Annotated in this window: 12 protein-coding genes; 10 read left to right on the top strand and 2 right to left on the bottom strand. The window is 49.1% G+C overall.

Features of this window, described 5'->3' with window-relative positions; all coding sequences use genetic code 11:
• The first annotated feature begins 184 nt into the window (after window positions 1-184).
• From mobC to BOC67_RS07965, 4 genes are all read left to right on the top strand, one after another.
• Entirely contained in the window at window positions 185-547 is a 363-nt protein-coding gene (mobC, locus tag BOC67_RS07980; RefSeq protein ID WP_291909117.1) for a plasmid mobilization relaxosome protein MobC, read from the top strand.
• Window positions 537-1,310 carry a relaxase/mobilization nuclease domain-containing protein gene (locus tag BOC67_RS07975; RefSeq protein WP_291909115.1) on the top strand — a complete coding sequence of 258 codons (774 nt, stop codon included), beginning with the start codon at window positions 537-539 and terminating at the stop codon, window positions 1,308-1,310. Before mobC ends, BOC67_RS07975 begins: the two co-directional genes overlap by 11 nt.
• Before the next feature lie 37 nt (window positions 1,311-1,347).
• Window positions 1,348-1,719: a hypothetical protein gene (locus tag BOC67_RS07970; RefSeq protein ID WP_291909114.1), complete on the top strand. Its 372-nt coding sequence runs from the start codon at window positions 1,348-1,350 to the stop codon at window positions 1,717-1,719.
• A gap of 236 nt (window positions 1,720-1,955) precedes the next feature.
• Window positions 1,956-2,660, top strand: a complete 705-nt coding sequence (locus BOC67_RS07965) for a class I SAM-dependent methyltransferase (RefSeq protein ID WP_291909112.1) — start codon at window positions 1,956-1,958, stop codon at window positions 2,658-2,660.
• A gap of 17 nt (window positions 2,661-2,677) precedes the next feature.
• Here the strand turns inward: BOC67_RS07965 and BOC67_RS07960 are convergent, their stop codons facing one another.
• A complete protein-coding gene (locus BOC67_RS07960) occupies window positions 2,678-3,664 on the bottom strand; it encodes a hypothetical protein (protein WP_291909110.1) in 987 nt (328 codons plus the stop codon).
• 83 nt (window positions 3,665-3,747) lie between these two features.
• Window positions 3,748-4,179, bottom strand: coding sequence for an SgcJ/EcaC family oxidoreductase (locus tag BOC67_RS07955; RefSeq protein WP_291909108.1), 432 nt, complete (start codon window positions 4,177-4,179; stop codon window positions 3,748-3,750).
• A gap of 324 nt (window positions 4,180-4,503) precedes the next feature.
• On the opposite strand from BOC67_RS07955, the gene BOC67_RS07950 reads away from it, so the two are divergent.
• The 6 genes from BOC67_RS07950 (at window position 4,504) to BOC67_RS07925 (ending at window position 18,522) form a co-directional block, all read left to right on the top strand.
• On the top strand, window positions 4,504-6,801 hold the full coding sequence (locus tag BOC67_RS07950) for a glycosyl hydrolase family 28-related protein (protein WP_291909106.1): 2,298 nt from the start codon (window positions 4,504-4,506) through the stop codon (window positions 6,799-6,801).
• Window positions 6,802-7,128: 327 nt separating this feature from the next.
• Window positions 7,129-9,981 carry a TIM-barrel domain-containing protein gene (locus tag BOC67_RS07945; RefSeq protein WP_291909104.1) on the top strand — a complete coding sequence of 951 codons (2,853 nt, stop codon included), beginning with the start codon at window positions 7,129-7,131 and terminating at the stop codon, window positions 9,979-9,981.
• A 67-nt stretch (window positions 9,982-10,048) separates the two neighbouring features.
• On the top strand, window positions 10,049-13,123 hold the full coding sequence (locus BOC67_RS07940; protein WP_291909103.1) for a TonB-dependent receptor: 3,075 nt from the start codon (window positions 10,049-10,051) through the stop codon (window positions 13,121-13,123).
• A gap of 17 nt (window positions 13,124-13,140) precedes the next feature.
• The gene (locus BOC67_RS07935) at window positions 13,141-14,733 is read left to right on the top strand and encodes a RagB/SusD family nutrient uptake outer membrane protein (RefSeq protein ID WP_291909100.1); all 1,593 of its coding nucleotides are present in this window, start codon (window positions 13,141-13,143) and stop codon (window positions 14,731-14,733) included.
• Window positions 14,734-14,837: 104 nt separating this feature from the next.
• Window positions 14,838-16,286 carry a cellulase family glycosylhydrolase gene (locus tag BOC67_RS07930; protein WP_291909096.1) on the top strand — a complete coding sequence of 483 codons (1,449 nt, stop codon included), beginning with the start codon at window positions 14,838-14,840 and terminating at the stop codon, window positions 16,284-16,286.
• A gap of 85 nt (window positions 16,287-16,371) precedes the next feature.
• Window positions 16,372-18,522 carry a glycoside hydrolase family 3 C-terminal domain-containing protein gene (locus tag BOC67_RS07925; protein ID WP_291909092.1) on the top strand — a complete coding sequence of 717 codons (2,151 nt, stop codon included), beginning with the start codon at window positions 16,372-16,374 and terminating at the stop codon, window positions 18,520-18,522.
• Window positions 18,523-18,532 lie beyond the last annotated feature (10 nt).

The following is an 18,532-nucleotide window of genomic DNA, read 5'->3' as shown; positions in this document are numbered from 1 at the left end:
GCAAAAACCGCTCGCCCCCTTGCGACCACCGGGAGCGAGGGGGAAGTGCGGAGATCTTAGCGGAGAATGACGGGCAGCTTCGCTACCCGTCTGCGGAGAAAGTACAGGCGGCGTTGCCACCTGTACGGGAAGATCGGGCAGGGCAGCAGAGCTGCCAGCCCTCAAAGATTAAAATGTAGCAGCTATGGAACAGACGCAGGAAAAGAAGAAGGATAAAGGCGGCAGGCCGCCTAAAGCCGTAAGGAAAGAAATACGTACAGGTGTACGGTTTACCAAAGCCGAGTATTTTATCGTGAAAGAAAAGGCCATAAAAGCCGGTTTGCGCTATACTGGCTATATCCGTCAGATGGCATTGTTTGGCGGCGTTATAGCCCGTTTAAATGACGAGGAACGGGCATATATCAAACAGTTAATAGGGATGGCAAATAATATCAATCAAGTATCGAAACAAGCCCACAAAGAGGGCATGTTGAATGCCATGCTACTTTTTGAAAGTTACCGTAGCCAGATTGATAACCTATTAAACTGGTTAAGACGTGATAAGTAAAGTAATTACCGGTAAATCCTTTTATGGCTGCTGTCGTTACGTTTGCGCAGATGAGCAGCGGGCGGAAATACTGGAAGCGGAAGGTGTAAGAGATTATAGTTACCGGCATATGGGCAATGATTTTGAAATGAGCAGACAGCAGTTACCAGATAAGAAAAAGGCTGTTTTTCATGGCATCCTTAGCTTTTATCCTGGAGAACAGTTAACCAATGATGCATTGGCGCAGATAGGGCGGGAATACCTCGAAAAGCTAGGCATCACTAACACCCAATATGTGATAACAAAGCATACAGATACCAATCATTTGCACCTGCATATTATCGCTAATTTGGTCAACAACCGGGGAAAAGCAATCCGTGATAACTGGATAGGGTTACGAGGGAAGAAGGCCGCGCAGCAGCTAACGCAAAAATATCAGCTTGTTCCTGCCATCGAAAAGAAAATAGCCCTCACCAATCTGCAAGCCCTTAATCATGAAGAAACGGCCCGCTATGAGATTTTTCAGGCTATCGAGGCTGTATTGCTCCGCTGTAAAACCTTGCCAGCATTGGAAAAGGAGCTAATGAAAAAAGGAATAGATGTACAGTATAAGTACAAAGGGGATACGCATCAATTACAGGGCATTAGTTTTAAAAAAGGTTTGTATGCCTTTAAAGGCAGCAGCATTGACCGGAAATATTCTGTATCAGGCTTACAAAAGACAATGCAGCAGCAGATTACACAAGAACAGCAGCAGATAAACAAACGTGGTTTGCGTTTGTAACAGTAAATCTATTTAAGAATGAATTAAACTATGTGTTATGTATGAGTTGTTATTGCAGACAATTGTAGACAAGTTAAATAAAGTTGATGAAGGTATCCGGCAAATAAATAGCGCGGCGCCGCAAATGCCGGATTATACAGAACAGTTAAAGAATGTTGGTACTTCTTTAGAGCAGATAAAAGTAGATGTAGCAGGAATGCCTGAGCGCCTGAAATTTCCTACAGTCGCGGTTTATACGCTATCGCAAAATCTTGAAATAAATAACGATCTGCTGAAACGCCCACCTGTACAGGAAATAAAACATCATCATCATGTAAAGGCAGGAGCGATTGTTTCCGCTTGCCTGTTCCTGTTGCTTGTCTTAGGGGCTGTATGGTTATTCAACACACGCTCCATATTGCAGGCATAAGCAACTTTGTAAGCCTGCGCTGGTCGCAGGTTTTTCTTTTTTTAATTGAGCGTTTAGTCAACGTCGTTTTGTATAAACAGATTTCTTTCCCGTGCTTCATACAGGTTAATCAACACCATTAACAATGGTTTTCGCTAATAGCATTTCATACTAACGGTTCACTTAACTTTCTGATTTCTGCAGGCTCATACCTGTTCCCTCTCACAACTCTATTCAGCACCGATTTATTTTCTATCTTGTACCTACAAAACGCAACCACCATGGATCCAGATACCGCCATCCTCACTTCCTGGCATGCCAATGCAGCCAATTGGATTGCCACTATTGATCATGATGAAATATCCTCCAGGGTTCTGGTTACAAATGCTGCCATTGTCCAAACCGTTCTCAGCTATCCCATACAAAGCATCCTGGATATAGGTTGTGGCGAAGGCTGGCTTACCCGCGCTTTGCAGGCTCAGGGAAAACAAGCATTTGGAGTTGATGCAGTACCGGCCTTGATTGAAAATGCCATTGAAAAAGGTGGGGATTATTACGCAGTAGCCAGCTTCCGGGATATAGCCACTGGTGTATATACCGCATCACAACCTTTTGATGCAGCTGTGATCAATTTTGCCTTGTTGGATAAGGAGGAAACGGAGTTATTGTTACAGCATATCCGAATGGTGGTGCGTCCGGATGGTTATTTGTTTATTCAAACTTTACACCCGCTTGTGATTGCCGGCCAGCAGCCTTATGCTACCGGATGGAAGGAGGGGAGCTGGAATGGTATGAAACGAACGTTTGTCCAGCCGTATCAATGGTATTTCAGAACGATTGCGGATTGGGTGAAGCTGTTTTCCGGTGCAGGATTGACAATTTTGCAGCTGGAAGAGCCGGTGCATCCGGAAACGAAGGCTCCCATGTCATTGATATTTGTATTGCAGGTGATGCAGGAATAGTATCCCATAAACGTGGATTATTCTACTTTACAGATGATCAAACTATCACTCCCCGCAAATACCAAATTAGGATGCTTATTCACCAATAAAAATAACTCGTTGTTATGGTCTATTACCCTGTAGTCTGATAACCCTTTAGGAAGCTCTAAATCCAATATCTCTTTACTATCCAGATCGAATAACTTCTGCTTATTCTTCCAGTCGTCAGATTTAAATGCAGGTGTCAGTATTGCATACTTGCCGGATGATGAAAAAGTGCATTCCTTCCCGCCTTTTTTATTGTCCTTGTATAAGCGCCCCAATGAAAATAAAGTCTCTTTTACTGTTCCTTTTTCATCGACGGCGCCTAATTCCGAAAACTCCATTCCAGGCTTTAAATAACCGCCATCCCGGTCACCTATCCCGTACAGGTAAGTTGTATGTTGTTTATTTAGCGCATGGAGCATTGTAAATGGTTTTTGCGGTTTGTCAAAGTTTTCGTTCTCCAGCGGGATGGGTTGTTTGTTGTTCCAGTATTTTAAATCCAGCCAGGTAGCAGTCTGCTTTTCCATATCAATCTGAAGATTGGCCACGTACACGGGTAATAGCCCTCCATTGGTGAAGAGGATGGGAATTACATTGCTGTCCGTATTGCCGGCTGTATGGTAATTGGAAAGTACCCTGTCGAAATTTGGATACTTCGCTTTAGGAAGCTGGTTAGTGATGACAATGCTGATGGGAGTGCTTTTATCCGCTTCGCTATATAAAGTAATGGAATCATTTTTTGAGGAATATAACCCCGCATAATTTTGAAAGTGGAAGAAGGCGGGAAGACTGAAAAGGTCACAGGCGAGGTTGTCCACCTTAGTTGCTGTGATGTCATTCCCCTTAAACCAAGCCAGGTGGCAGGTATCCTCTTGCGAATAATATCCAACAATATTCCCTGAGTTGAAGAGTACGATCCTGTGAAACTGTTTTTGTCCTGCATCCTTTATTTCAAATGTCTGGGCCGGTGCTAATTTCATGCTGCTTTATTTAAGCTACAGTAATTACACTAAAGTAAGCAAACATATAATTCGCGACAAATTCTTGTCACTAGATAACACCACTATTTATCCTTTTTCATAAACAAACGCTGCATCAATCCCGGCCGCTGTATCCTCGTATTTTGAAACGAAGCCAGCTTCCAATCTCCATCCTGTTTTACAAATACGTTGGTATTGATTGATAACCTGTCGCGCTTAACAGATTTTTGCCACCTGAATTTTATCGCCCCTTCGGCAATTACAACTGCCACATCAGGACGCATGAATTTAACCTGTTTGATCTCACTTACCAGCTCTGCCCCTCTGAAGAACCAGGTGCCGGCAAGTTGCTGGTGTACTTTCAGGTTCTCATCGATTCCCCGGAGATGCTGGCCCATGAAAGTAACATAGTCACAGTCCGTTGTAAACAAGGATTCAAATAACTCCCGGGTAGGGGCCTGGAACATTAATTTCATGGATGCTGCTTTGGCGCGTATCAGTTGTTCGTCGGTCATGGCTAATTTTTTTCTGTAAAACTAGCGCGGGAATGGCCGTAGGTCAACGGGGGATAGGTGAAACAGGAATTGAGTGGCGGTGAAACAGGGGAATTTACCGGTGAAATTTTAATAGGGACCTTTGGGTAATATTGGTAGTATGTTGCCGGGGCGGTGTTCATAATAATTGCCTCATCCTACCCGGCGATTATATTTTTCCAGTCATTACCTTCAGGTATAAATGAAACATACCAACTTAAAATCCCGGTTGCGCATATCCCTTGCGTACCCACCCCTTAGGTTTGTTATCTACCAAATTCAATTTTAAGTATGACAGTACCTGACATGACAACATTAAAGACCACGCCCGGCACACAAGCCAATGAAATTTGCCACCTGCTTGGCTATCATTACCCCGGGGATGGCGGTGGGGGCGACTTTTACTGGGACAACCTTTCCGTGGAGGCGAATAATGACGGAACTATTATCGGGGTGACCAATACCTCCACCGGCCGGTGGAAGAGAATCTTTAGCGGCGCGCTCCATGTGAAGTGGTTCGGGGCCGTTGGTGATGGCGATACAGATGATACAGCTGCTTTGCAGCAGTGTTTAAACACCGCTGCTGCAGTTTACCTTGACGAGGGAGATTATAAGATAACCGGCAAGTTAACAGTGAGTAACAAAGCGATAGCCATATCTTCCTCGCCAGCCGCCTTTCTGAATAAGAAATACCTGGGGGATCATCTGATTCACTTTAACGCGTGCCCAAGGGTTGACCTAAGTGTAAACCTCCGAAACAGCTTGCCGGCAGTCCTGAAATTTAACGACAACGGGATTTGGGCAAATATTCCACAATTCAGGGTAGAAGGACTGGAAGCCAGTATTTTCTATTTCACGCAATGCGGCGCCGTTAATATTTCGCATTGCGACATCACAGCCGTTTACGCCAGTGCAATTTTTTCATTCGTGGATGGCTTCATCAATTTTACCGGGAATTATATCCATGATAACTGCTTCGTGGATACCTGTATTCAGACCTGGGGTCATGAAGCTTTTTACCTGGAAAGGAACAAGTTTCTTAACATCGCCCTGATGCCCGATAGTTTTGTGATCGTCAAGGATGGAGCAGAGCTGCAGCAGTCTTTCCCCTCCACCTCATACGCATGGCAGTTCGGACAGGCAGTAGGCATCATTGGCAATAACTTTCAGGCAAAGGATAATCATTTCGAAAACATCAGCGGGTTGTCTATCGGGGCCGATCACCCGGCAGGGCCTGGCCTGAAAAAAAGCATGATCCTCATTTCCAATAACCATTTCGTTGCTGATTCCGACCGCTTGAAAGGCGCTAATCCTCCGGGTTTCGTTTGGGTGGAAAATCATCAGTCTGCTTCGGTTACCGAAAATAGATTTTCCTACAGAAAGCGGGCAGTAGGAGACGGTCAATTTCTCCTGTGCAGATTTGCCTATGCGAGGTACAACGAGGAAAAGCCCTACTTTGAATACTCGCGGAATACCTACATTGCGGCTGATAATATAACCGATAGTACTGGTACTATTGCAGTAATGACCAGGAGTAATGATGCGGTCGTAAATATAGAAAACAATAAACATTATGCCCCGTTCAGCAACTTTATCTATATTGACACCATCAGTGCCGAAAGGCCCTGCGATCACCTGACTGTCCAGGGTAATGACGTGGTGTGTAATGAATTTGTGATGGGCTATAATGCGGAAGTCTTTACCGGGAACAATTTCTTTAAGCTTCCCCGGGAAATAAATATTGTCAATAACCCCAGCGTAAAATGTACAGGGGATTTCTTTAGCCAGCGGGGAGAATACGGGGATACCGACTTAAAGCTGAATATTATAGGCAATAATATAGTGGCTGCCCAGCGGATATACCTGCTGAACGGATCATTTGAGGCTACAATTGCACGTAATAATGCCCCTCATACGGCTATCACCTGGGACTGGGCAGTAACGGCCACCCGGGAGAGTAAGGTCCGGGTGATGGAAAATGCCGCACTTGGAAAGGTTGATTTGATCAGCGGTACGCAGTTCAGCTTGCAATTCATCGATAACCTTGTTAATGAAGAGGTGAACTTCAAAAACCTGTTAATCGCAGCCGATATCAAGGGCAATACCTTCCAAAGTGGGGTAAGCCTGCGCGGGAATGTCAACAATGCGCATGTAGTGTCCAATATATTTAAGAACAGGTTATTGCTGATCAACGTGGAGCTGTACAAGACGGATATTACCTATAACGTGTTCGAAGGCAATGGCCTGGGAATCTATGGATATGATCCTTCCTCCACCTCCCTGAAACTTAACTATGCTAATTTCATCGGGAACGCTTTCATAACGGACCTGATTTTTAATGCGATTGAGTTTCCCGATTTTGTTCAATATACCGGCCTGAATTACATCACCAATAATACCACCACCAACAGGAACAACCTACCACCCATGCCCGTCTGCAACCGCCGCGGCAATCCCAACCTGGTCATCTCCCCGGCTGCCGGGCCCACGGCAGATCGACCCACCGGCCAGCCAACCGGGCTGGAATACCTGGACACCACCCTCCAGAAGAAAATCACCTGGTGGGGAACAACCTGGAAGGATGCTGCCGGCAATAATGTCTGATCAATGCAACCAATAGGTAACCAAATTAAGCTTAACCCGGCATCCGTAATCCCAGATGCCGGGTTAAGCAACTGTTTACTTCAGAGCCCGGTTGACACCCCCAATTATCACGGATGAACCGTTACCACATAATTAAATATTTATGTAATATGATCACTGTCGCCGGTAGCTACTCCCCCTATGACACGCTCCCCCTTAATGCCGCCATTCCCCCCACTTACCCTTACCCAGGGCCCATTTGTAACAATTATCCCCCCCTGATTGAATCATTTCAATTCCTATCAACTGCCTGCTTCCGAATAGCTTTACAGCATTTAATCCACGTTTATGAAATTGAAAGTGCTGCTGTTTAGCGTATGGTTATTAGCCTGTATTAATGACTCATTTGCCACGCCTCCTTCCTATGTCAAATTGCCGGATGGAGTCATATTATTTACCGACTCCCTCCTGACCGAGACGCCCCGCGCTGTGAAACTGGAAGTGATCGCGGATAATATTATAAGAGTGATTACCGCTCCGGGGAAAGACATCATACCCCGTAACAGCCTGGTTACCGTGTACCCGAAAACGCCGGGCCTTACCTGGGAAATCATCCCATCAGAGGAAAACCTCACCCTTAAGACCAAAAAATTAATCGCTTCCATCAACCGCAAAACGGGGAATGTCACCTTTACGGACTTGAACGGACATAAAATTATAGCGGAAAAGCAACCCGCAGGCCGGCAATTCCAGCCCGCCATTTTTGACGGTACCCGGTACTTTACCTTGAACCAGACCTTCGAAACCGCACCCGGCGAAGCCTGGTACGGACTGGGCCAGCACCAGGACGGCGTCCTCAACTACCGGGGGCAGCAGGTGACCTTCTTCCAGAATAATACGGAGGTAGCCATCCCTTTCATGATTTCCAGCCGTAACTACGGCATCCTCTGGGATAACTACTCCCTGACGCGGGCCGGCGATATCCGCCCGCTGCACGCTCTTTCCGCGCTGCAACTATTCTCCAAAAAAGGAGAACAGGGCTGGCTCACCGCCTCCTACGCCAACGACCTCCATCAACCGCAGCAGGTAAGCATCGAGCGGCCGGAGGCTAATATTAATATGGAGTACCTGGGCGAAGCCATGAAACAGTGGCCCGCTGAATTTACCCCCGGTACCGGCATGGTTACCTGGGAAGGCATGCTGGCCAGCCACCTCGATGGGCTCCACCAATTCCGCTTCGTTTTTGGCGGCACCCTGAAAGTATGGTTGAACGGAAAGCTGGTGCTGGACCGTTGGAGAAAGGCATGGAACCCCGCTTCTGCATTGGTAGCCTGCCATTTTACCAAAGGGGTGAAAGTGCCGGTGAAAATCCAGTGGATACCGGAAGGCGACTCCTACCTGTCCCTGAAATGGCAGGAGCCCTTGAGCGGGGAGCAGCAAAATACCTTCGGCTTCTCCTCCGAAGCGGGCCAGCAAATTGATTATTATTTCGTGTATGGAGAGAATATGGACGAGGTGATTGGCGGTTACAGAACGCTGACCGGTAAAGCGCCGATAGTGCCTAAATGGGCATTGGGCTTCTGGCAGAGCAGGGAAAGATATAAGACCCAGGAAGAAATATTGAGTACGGTAGCAGAGTTTCGTAAGCGCAAAATCCCTCTCGATAACATTGTGCTGGATTGGAGTTACTGGAGAGAACCGGAATGGGGCAGCCAGGAATTTGATGAGAAACGATTCCCTTCTCCGGAGGAAATGGTAAATCTTCTCCATAAAAAATACCATACGCAAATAATGATAAGCGTTTGGCCCAAGTTTTACGATGGTATTCCTGCCTATGAAGCATTCGACAAAAACGGATGGTTATATAAAAGAAATGTTGCCGACCAGCAAAAGGACTGGATCGGCAAAGGGTATGTGTCCACTTTTTACGATGCGTTCAACCCAGCCGCCCGCAAAGGCTTCTGGGACCTGATCAACAAAAAGATCTACAGCAAAGGCATCGACGCCTGGTGGATGGACGCCAGCGAACCGGATATCCTTTCCAACGTAAGCCCGGAAAGAAGAAAGATGCAGATGACGCCTACCGCCCTCGGCAGCGCCGCTGAATACCTCAACGCCTACCCGCTGCAAAACGCGAAAGGCATATACGAAGGCCAGCGCTCTACGGACCCGGATAAACGCGTTTTCCTGCTCACCCGCTCCGGTTTTGCAGGCTCCCAGCGCTACGCCGCCGCCATATGGAGCGGGGACATCGGCGCCACCTGGGCAGATATGAAGACGCAGATTACCGCCGGCCTGAACTTCTCCATGTCAGGCTTGCCATACTGGACCATGGACATCGGCGGTTTTGTAGTGCCGGCAAAATTTGAAAAACCCGACAGCCAAAACCTGGAAGAATGGCGGGAGCTGATGACCCGCTGGACGCAGTTTGGCGCGTTTGTGCCCCTGTTCCGCTCGCATGGCCAATTCCCGTACCGCGAAGTTTTCAATACCGCGCCGGCAGATCATCCCGCATATAAAAGCTTCCTGTATTATGATCATCTCCGTTACCGGCTGCTGCCTTACATCTATTCCCTGGCCGGATGGAGCTACCACCAGGATTATACAATCATGCGCGGACTCGCCATGGACTTCGGTAAGGATACTGCCGTGCTGAATATTCCGGATCAATACATGTTCGGTCCTTCGCTGCTGGTAAACCCGGTGGCGGAATACAAACAGACGCAGCGTGCGGTGTACCTGCCGCAATGCGCCGGATGGTACGACCTCTACTCCGGTAAATGGTTCGCAGGCGGACAAAAAATTGTTGCCGCCGCGCCTTACGAACGTATGCCACTCTTTGTGAAAGCCGGTTCCATACTGCCTTTCGGCCCAGAGCTGCAATACACTTCAGAGAAACAGGCGGATACCATCACGCTGAATATCTATAGCGGCGCCGATGCCACTTTCGACCTCTACGAAGATGAAGGCAGCAATTACAATTATGAAAAAGGCGCGTATGCCATCATTCCGATAAAATATGAAGAGGCTACCTCCACTATTACAATAGGCGCGCGGAAAGGCGCTTATAACGGAATGCTGAAAAAGAGAACGTTCAAAATAAACAGGATCTCTCCTGATAAAGCCAGCAGCCTGGATCTTGATAAAAAAGCCGGTAAAACGGCAGTTTATGACGGGAAAACTTTAGTTATAAAAATCTAGCCAATTTAAATTCTCACGTATGAAATCAAGTAAGAACATTCGCTTGCGAATATTATTGCTATGGGGAATGCTACTGCTACTTGCCCTGGGCAACAAGACCTTTGCACAAACAGGCAGGGTAAGCGGCACCATTACCAGCCAAAACACCGCCTTACCCGTGGCTAATGCCTCAGTGGTGGTAAAAGGTTCGCAGACTTCCACGATTGCCAACGAAGCAGGGAAGTTCACCATCAGCGCCGCTAACGGGGACGTCCTTGTTATTACCTCTGTTGGCTTTGTTCCCAAAGAGGTGAAAGTGACCTCCAACGATCTGAAGATTCAATTGCAGGATGCGGAAAGCCAACTGGAAAATGTGGTGGTGATCGGCTATGGCGTGCAGAAGAAAAAGCTCGTTACCGGCGCTAACCTGCAGGTGAAAGGAGAGGACATCCAAAAGCAAAATACAACCACCGCCTTGCAGGCATTGCAGGGGCAGGCTGCCGGCGTGCAGCTCACTTCCTACTCCGGCCAGCCAGGATCAGGCATGAACGTCGTGATCCGCGGTAAAGGTACGGTGGGTAACTTTTCGCCGCTGTATATCGTAGATGGAGTGCAAACAGGTGATATCTCCTACCTGAACCCCGCTGATATCGCCTCCATCGACATCCTGAAAGATGCCGCATCCGCAGCGATCTACGGCTCCCAGGCGGCAAACGGCGTGATCCTCGTTACTACCAGGACAGGTAAGATTAACCAGAAGCCGCAGGTAACCCTGGATGCGTTTTATGGCCTGCAGCAGGCGCCCCGCAAAACCGCCCTGCTCGACGCCAAAGAGTACGCAATGATCATTAACGAAGCGGCCGTGAACTCCGGTAAAGCGCCTTACTTCAGTGACGACGTCGTGAATAATCTGCCGGTAAACACCAACTGGCTGGATCAGATGTTTAAAAGTAACGTGCCTACGCAAAACTACGTACTGGGTGTGCAGGGAGGCGGAGCCAATTCCATCTACTCCCTTTCCCTCGGTTATACCAGCCAGGGTGGTATTGTGGGCGGCTCCGATATGTCTTATTTCGACCGTTATAACTTCCGCATCAATTCCGAGCATAACTTATACGAGAATTATGTGAAGATAGGAGAGCACCTTACCTTCAATTACCAGAATAACCACGGCATCCTCGTGGATGGCCTGTACAATAATACCCTGCGCAGTGCTTTCACTACCAGCCCGTTCCTGCCAATGTATGATACGGATGGCAGCTACTATAGCAGCGACAAGAAGGGATGGTATCCCGGAAAGCCTGACCAGTCCTGGAACAACGGGGAAGCAAACCCCTACGCTGTAATGGATTACACTACCCGTAACCGCAATAGCAACCAGGGTTTATTCGGAGATGTGTACCTCCAGGTGGAACCGGTAAAAGGGTTGAAATACCGTTCCAGCATCGGCATCAATTACTACTCTAACCAAAGCCATGGCTATACGCCGGTGTATCATCTGTCTATCTACTCCTTTAACGATACGGCAAAAGTGAGCCAGGCAATGGGTAACGGACGTACCATTCAGTTTGATAACCAACTCAGCTACGATTTCAATATCAAGGATGATCACCATTTCAGCATCATGGCCGGTAGCTCTTCCCTGAAAAAGAAAACGGTAGACATGAGGGGTAGTAACTGGGACCTGCGCGTGGCTGACCTGCGTCATGCCTACTTGTCCGTTGCGCAAAATGTGAACAGGGGCGCGCCTTATATGAGCCTCGGCGGCGGACCTACGGAAAGCGCGCTGCTCTCTTACTTCGGCAGGTTGCAATACGACTTCCAGGAAAAATATATCCTGAACCTCACCTTCCGCGCGGATGGCTCTTCCAATTTTGCACCGGATAACCGCTGGGGTTACTTCCCGTCTGTATCCGCAGGATGGGTGCTGACCAGGGAGAATTTCATGCAGGGCATCCAATGGCTGAACTTCCTGAAATTACGCGGTACCTGGGGCCAGGTGGGCAACCAGAACGTAGTACCCTACCAGTTTTTATCGCCCATCAGTTTCAGCAATACTTCCTACATCTTCGGCCCGGTGGAAGGCGCCAATACGCAGGGCGCTTATCCTAACCGCATCGCCAACCCCAATGTTAAATGGGAAACTTCCGAACAGACGAATATCGGTTTCGACGCTACCCTGTTCCAACGCCTGAGCGTAGTGTTCGATTATTACGTGAAGCAAACGAAAGACTGGCTGATCACCGTACCTATCCTGGCCACCGGCGGAGCGGATGCACCGCTGATCAATGGTGGAGATGTGAAGAATACCGGTGTGGAGCTGGCACTGAATTACAGTAATAACATCGGCAAAAATTTCCGCTATTCTATTGGAGTGAACGGCGCATATAACAAGAACAGGATTGGAAATATTCCTACCAACGACCATGTGCTGCACGGCAATACCAACGTATTGTTTAACAATGCCGGCGAATTCTATCGCGCTGCAAACGGCGAGCCGGTGGGTTATTTCTGGGGATATAAAACAGACGGTATCTTCCAGACAGCGGAAGAAGTGCTGGCCTACAAAGGTAAAACCGGCGCGCCTATCCAGCCTAACGCAAAACCAGGCGATGTACGCTACCAGGATTTGAACGGGGATGGCGTGATCGACGCGAACGATAAAACCAACATCGGTGATCCTAATCCGGACTTCACCTACGGCTTCAATATTTCTCTCGGTTACAAAGGCTTCGACTTCCAGGTGCAGGCTTCCGGCGTATCCGGCAACCAGCTGGTACAATCCTACAGGGGCCCCGGCGGCTTTGCCAACTACACCACGGAGATACTGCAACGCTGGCATGGACCGGGCACTTCCAACAGGATTCCCCGCGTAACGGAAGACGGCGCGAACTACGCCCAGTTCTCCGACCTGTACATCTACAGCGGCAACTACCTGCGCATCAACAACATCACGTTAGGGTACGACTTCTCCGCACTGCTGAAGAAAAGCTACCTGAGCAGGTTGCGGTTATATGCTTCCGTTCAAAACGCTTTCACCATCACCAGGTATAAAGGAATGGATCCTGAAGTGGGCTATAATGAAGGCTTTTCGTCCGGTGTGGACTTAGGTTACTACCCTCGTCCGAGAACGTTTATGGCAGGTGCAAACATCCGTTTTTAATTCAAAATGATCAGACGATGAAAAACATAAAATTATATATACTGCTCGCTGCATTGATATCCCTGGGCGCCTGTTCCAAGGACTTCCTGGATACGGAGGATGTGACCTCCGCTACAGAGCAGAACTTCTATAAAACGCAGGGCGATGCCTGGAAGGCGCTGGTAGGCGTTTATGACGGGTTGCAACGTGTATGGTCCGGCGGGGTAGCGTTTCCCGTGGCCTCCACCATCATGTCCGACGAGGCATTTGGCGCTACCGGTAATGCGGACGGATTTGGCTACCAGATGATGGATGAATTTGATAAACTCCGTTCTCCTTCCGATCAGGATATGTTCGGCGACTCATGGGCGCTTTATTATAAAGCGATCTACCGCGCCAATATGTTGCTGACGCATATGAATGGTATTGACTGGAAAGGCAATACTACCCTGCGAAATACTTATGAGGCAGAAACAAGGTTCATCAGGGCTTACTGCTACTTTGATATGGTAAGGTTATGGGGCAATATCCCATTGATCACCACCCCGACCACCGCCAACGTGCCGCAGGCCAATCCGGACAGCGTGTACAAACTGATCGCGGAAGATTTGAAGTTTGCCGCCGCTAACCTTGCCGGTACCAGCTACGGCAGCCAGGATCCATCCACACGTGGCCGCGTCACCAAATGGGCCGCGGAAGCATTGCTCGGCCGCGTATTCCTGTACTATACCGGTTACTACGGCAAGCCTGACCTGGTGGGTGAAGTCACCAAACCTCAGGCGCTGGCTTACCTGGAAGATGTCATCAGCAACGGCGGCTTTGGCCTGGTAGACAAGTTTGCCAACCTCTGGCCCGCAGCTTCCCTGAATAATTATGTAGGGGAGGATAATAAGGAAACCGTCTTCGCCATCAAGTACACCTTTACGGGCGACTGGAACGGCAACGTGGACGGTAACACCTGGATGGTGATGTTCGGCATCCGCATTCAAAGCATCTACCCGTATGGCATGGGCTGGGGCGGCGCCACCGTCAACCCGAAGCTCTGGAACGCCTTTGATGCCAATGATTCCCGGAAGAGCGCTTCCATCATATCTTTCGCCGATGAGCACCTGGACTTCCAAAATATTAAAGATCAGCGGGAGTACACCGGCTATACTATCAAGAAATACACGCCCATGGCAGATGAAGCCGGCAGAAGCCTGGCTGAAAAAATGGGAGGCGCCAGCTTCATGATCAGCCAGTACCAGGATTATGTTTCCATCCGGTATGCGGATGTATTGCTGATGGCGGCCGAGCTGGGCGCTGCCGGCGCGCAGGATTATTTTGACCAGGTACGCAGAAGGGCCTATGGCGCTGCTTTTGTACAAACGCCGGTAACCAGGGAAAATATCCTGAACGAAAGAAGACTGGAATTTGCAGCCGAAGGTATCCGCTACTGGGACTTACTACGGCAAGGCATAAACGCAGCCGCAGCCGCAATTGCTGAAACCACTACAGTGCAGAATGGTGGCGTAAATACGACCAAAACTATTACCGCCGCCAAAATTCAGGAAACTAAAGGCCTGGTGCAAATACCTTATTCGCAGATCACTTTATCCAATAACGTGTTGAAGCAAAACGCAGGCTGGTAACAGGCTGTCAATTTATTATTAAGCTGGGATATGGCGTAGTAAGGCTTTGCTGAGCTGCGCCAATTCCATTATTACCCGGTAAGTTTTAAAATTTTTAGGGAGATATGAATATCAACAGGAGCTTATCTATCCTTGTACTCTTACTTTTCGCAGTGACCAGTGCCTGTGGTAAAAAGAGTACCGTTACGCCCACCTTGTCCGTTTCCTTAGCTGAAATAACATTCCAGCCTGAAGGGGGCAATGCCGATGTAACCATATCCAGTAATGTAGACTGGGATATTACCAATACCGCTTCCTGGCTGCAGGCCAGCCAGGCCACGGGTAAAAGCGGCGAGGCCAGCATTCGCCTGTCCGCCGCGGCTAATACCACCGGCGCAACGCGCACGGCTATACTCCAGGTCAATGCCGGCAACAGCCAGGTACGCCGGATCAGCGTAAGCCAGGGCAGTAGTCGCTACCCGAACTACAACACCTCTCCGAAGCCAGCAGATGCTACCGGCATGCAAAGCAATGCCGTACAGCTGGCCGCTAAGTTCAAACTCGGCTGGAACATCGGCAACACCCTGGAAGCCATAGGCGGGGAAACCGCCTGGGGCAATCCGCTCATCAGCGAAAGCTATATCCAGGGCGTAAAGCAACAGGGCTTTAACGCCATCAGGCTCCCATGCTCCTGGAACCAGCATGCTGATAAAACGACCGGGAAAATACAGGACGCCTGGTTGGAGCGGGTAAAACAGGTCGTACAGTATTGCGTCAACAACGACATGTATGTGATGCTCAACATCCACTGGGATGGAGGCTGGCTGGACGATAATATCACCAAAGCCAAACAGGATGAGGTAAACGCAAAGCAAAAAGCCTTCTGGGAACAGATAGCCACCACCATGCGGGATTTTGATGAACACCTGATGTTTGCCAGCGCCAATGAGCCGCCGGTAGACAATGCGGAAAAAATGGAGATCCTCAAAAGCTATCACCAGACTTTTATTAATGCCGTACGCTCCACCGGCGGCCGCAACAGCTACCGGGTACTCATCATCCAGGGGCCTGCTACTGATATCGAAAAAACCAGCGTGCTGATGACCTCCCTGCCTACCGATGCCGTCAAAGACCGGTTGATGGTGGAGGTGCATTATTACACGCCTTCCCAGTTCTGCCTGTTGCTCGATGGCGACGCTTCCTGGGGCAAAATGTTTTACTACTGGGGCGCCGGCCATCATTCCACCATTGAGCCCGAGAGGAATGCTACCTGGGGCGAAGAAAGCGAAGTAGACCGGCTCTTTGCGAAAATGAAAACCCAGTTCACCGACAAACAGATTCCTGTAATCCTGGGCGAATACGGCGCTTACAGGCGCGATAAAAGTAAGTATGTGCCTAAGGACCTGGCTACGCATAACGATGCGGTGGACTACTGGCTGACCTATGTAACCAGGGCCGCTGTTGCCAACGGCGTGAAACCTTTCTACTGGGATACCGGCGGCGCGCTGGACAGGCGGAATAACACGGTGTTGGACCAACGTACAATTAACGCGCTGCTGGCCGGAGGGAATTAATTACCGGCCGCCGTAACCCATTTATGTAAACACACTCATATTACACGTAAAAATGAAAATAATCGTCAGGCAAATTGTGCTGTGCATGACAGGCCTTTTGATCGGAAGTACTGTAAAGGCGCAATTGTCCGCAGTGAATAGTAACCAGGAAAAGAAGATCCAATCCCTGATCCGGCAGATGACGCTGGCAGAAAAAGTGAGCCTCCTGCATGGTAATTCCAAATTCTATGTAGCAGGCATCGGGCGATTGGGCATAAAGGAATGGGCGTTGAGCGATGGTCCGCATGGCGTACGCGCCGAAATAAACCGGCATGATTGGGCTTATGCCGGGTGGACGAACGATTCCGCCACCTGCTTTCCGCCGGGAACCGCCCTGGCGGCCACCTGGAACCCGGAGCTGGCCTACCGCCGCGGGATTGTACTCGGAGAGGAAGCACGTTTCCGAAAGAAGGATGTATTGCTCGGCCCCGGCATCAACATCATCCGCTCCCCGCTCTGCGGAAGGAATTTTGAGTACCTGAGCGAAGATCCCCTGCTGATCTCTAAGATGGCCGTTGCCTACATCAAAGGACTGCAATCCAAAGATGTAGCGGCCAGCGTTAAACACTGGCTGGCCAATAACCAGGAAACCCACCGGGATTCCGTGAATGTACACATGAGCGAAAGAGCCCTGCGGGAGATTTACCTGCCTGGATTTAAAGCGGCGATAACGGAAGGCGGCGCCTATACCGTTATGGCGGCCTATAATAAATTCCGGGGCGACTGGTGTTCTGAAAATATCTATCTCAACCGCGATATCCTCCGCAAAGAGTTTGGATTCAAAGGCGTGTTAATGACCGACTGGGCAGCCGCGCATTCCACCGTCAAAGCGGCTATGGCAGGCCTGGACCTGGAAATGGGGACGGATAAAGCGGATTATAACCAGTGGTATTTTGCCGATCCTTTGATCAGCGCAGTAAAGGAAGGGAAAGTGCCAATGGCGGTGGTGGATGAAAAAGTAGCCAACGTACTCCGCGTGATGATGGCAACGAAAATGTTTGAAGAGAATAACCGGGCCAAAGGCGCTATGAATACGCCGGAACATCAGCAGGCGGCATACAACGATGCGGCGGAAGCGGCAGTGCTGTTACAGAACGAAGGCCATTTACTGCCCATTGATTTCAGTAAAATAAAATCCGTTGCCGTCATCGGCGACAATGCTACCAGAAAGCACTGCAATGGTGGCCTTAGCTCCGAGATCAAAGCCTTGTACGAAATCACGCCGCTGGAAGCGATCCGGAAAAAATTCGGCGCAAACGTGCAAATTAACTTTGCACAAGGCTATGAAAAAACTTCTACATTTAAGGAAGGCAACAATACCGGCCAGTTAACCGCGGATAAAGTGGATTGGAAACTGATTGATGAAGCGGTTAAAGTGGCAAAAGCTGCTGATGTAGTAGTTATCGTGGGAGGACTCAACCATGATTTCGACACCGAATCCTTCGATAAGCAGCATATGGACCTGCCGTATGGCCAGGAGGTCTTGATCCGCGAAGTTGCAAAGGCCAACCCTAAAACCGTAGTGGTGATCATTGCCGGCTCCCCGGTAAAATTATCCGGTATTGTGCAACGCGTACCGGCTATATTATGGTCCTGGTACGGCGGTATGGAAGCAGGGAACGTAGTAGCTGACCTCCTCAGTGGCAAAGTGAATCCTTCCGGCAAATTACCGTTTACCCTGCCTGTTTCCCTGGATCAGTCGCCGGCGCATGCCCTGGGCAACTTCCCGGGAAGAGAGCTGGAGGTCAATTATGAAGAAGATATCCTGGTGGGATACCGCTGGTTTGATACGAAGAAAATTACCCCGCAATTTCCATTTGGCTACGGTTTATCCTATACGGAATTTTCCATAGATGGCTTTACAACTAACCGGAAACAGTACAACAGCGGCGATACCATCTTCGCAAAATGCACCATAAAAAATACCGGCGCCCGCGCCGGCGCAGAAGTAGTGCAGTTGTATGCCAGCGACCCGGTATGTACAGTGCTGCGCCCTGAAAAAGAGCTGAAGGATTTCGCCAAGGTGTACCTGCAACCAGGGGAAGCGAAGACGGTGGAATTAAAGGTGAAAGTAGCCGACCTGGCATTTTACGACGAAAGCAGGAAAGCCTGGAATGTAGAGGCGGGCGACTTCCTGTTACAAATCGGTAATTCATCCCGCAATATGGTTTCATCCGTAAGTATTGCGGTTAAATAAGGCATATCAC

The organism is Chitinophaga sp. CB10, assembly GCA_001870995.2.
Classification (GTDB): domain Bacteria; phylum Bacteroidota; class Bacteroidia; order Chitinophagales; family Chitinophagaceae; genus Chitinophaga.
The sequence above is the reverse complement of the archived record's forward strand: the minus strand, read 5'-3'. Positions and strand labels throughout refer to the sequence as shown.

Bases quoted from the DNA above. Each gene is read 5' to 3' on its own strand.
- mobC (WP_291909117.1), top strand. From the start codon at position 185: ATGGAACAGACGCAGGAAAAGAAGAAGGATAAAGGCGGCAGGCCGCCT.
- BOC67_RS07970 (WP_291909114.1), top strand. From the start codon at position 1,348: ATGTATGAGTTGTTATTGCAGACAATTGTAGACAAGTTAAATAAAGTT.
- BOC67_RS07960 (WP_291909110.1), bottom strand. From the start codon at position 3,664: ATGAAATTAGCACCGGCCCAGACATTTGAAATAAAGGATGCAGGACAA.
- BOC67_RS07955 (WP_291909108.1), bottom strand. From the start codon at position 4,179: ATGACCGACGAACAACTGATACGCGCCAAAGCAGCATCCATGAAATTA.
- BOC67_RS07950 (WP_291909106.1), top strand. From the start codon at position 4,504: ATGACAACATTAAAGACCACGCCCGGCACACAAGCCAATGAAATTTGC.
- BOC67_RS07945 (WP_291909104.1), top strand. From the start codon at position 7,129: ATGAAATTGAAAGTGCTGCTGTTTAGCGTATGGTTATTAGCCTGTATT.
- BOC67_RS07940 (WP_291909103.1), top strand. From the start codon at position 10,049: ATGCTACTGCTACTTGCCCTGGGCAACAAGACCTTTGCACAAACAGGC.
- BOC67_RS07935 (WP_291909100.1), top strand. From the start codon at position 13,141: ATGAAAAACATAAAATTATATATACTGCTCGCTGCATTGATATCCCTG.
- BOC67_RS07930 (WP_291909096.1), top strand. From the start codon at position 14,838: ATGAATATCAACAGGAGCTTATCTATCCTTGTACTCTTACTTTTCGCA.
- BOC67_RS07925 (WP_291909092.1), top strand. From the start codon at position 16,372: ATGACAGGCCTTTTGATCGGAAGTACTGTAAAGGCGCAATTGTCCGCA.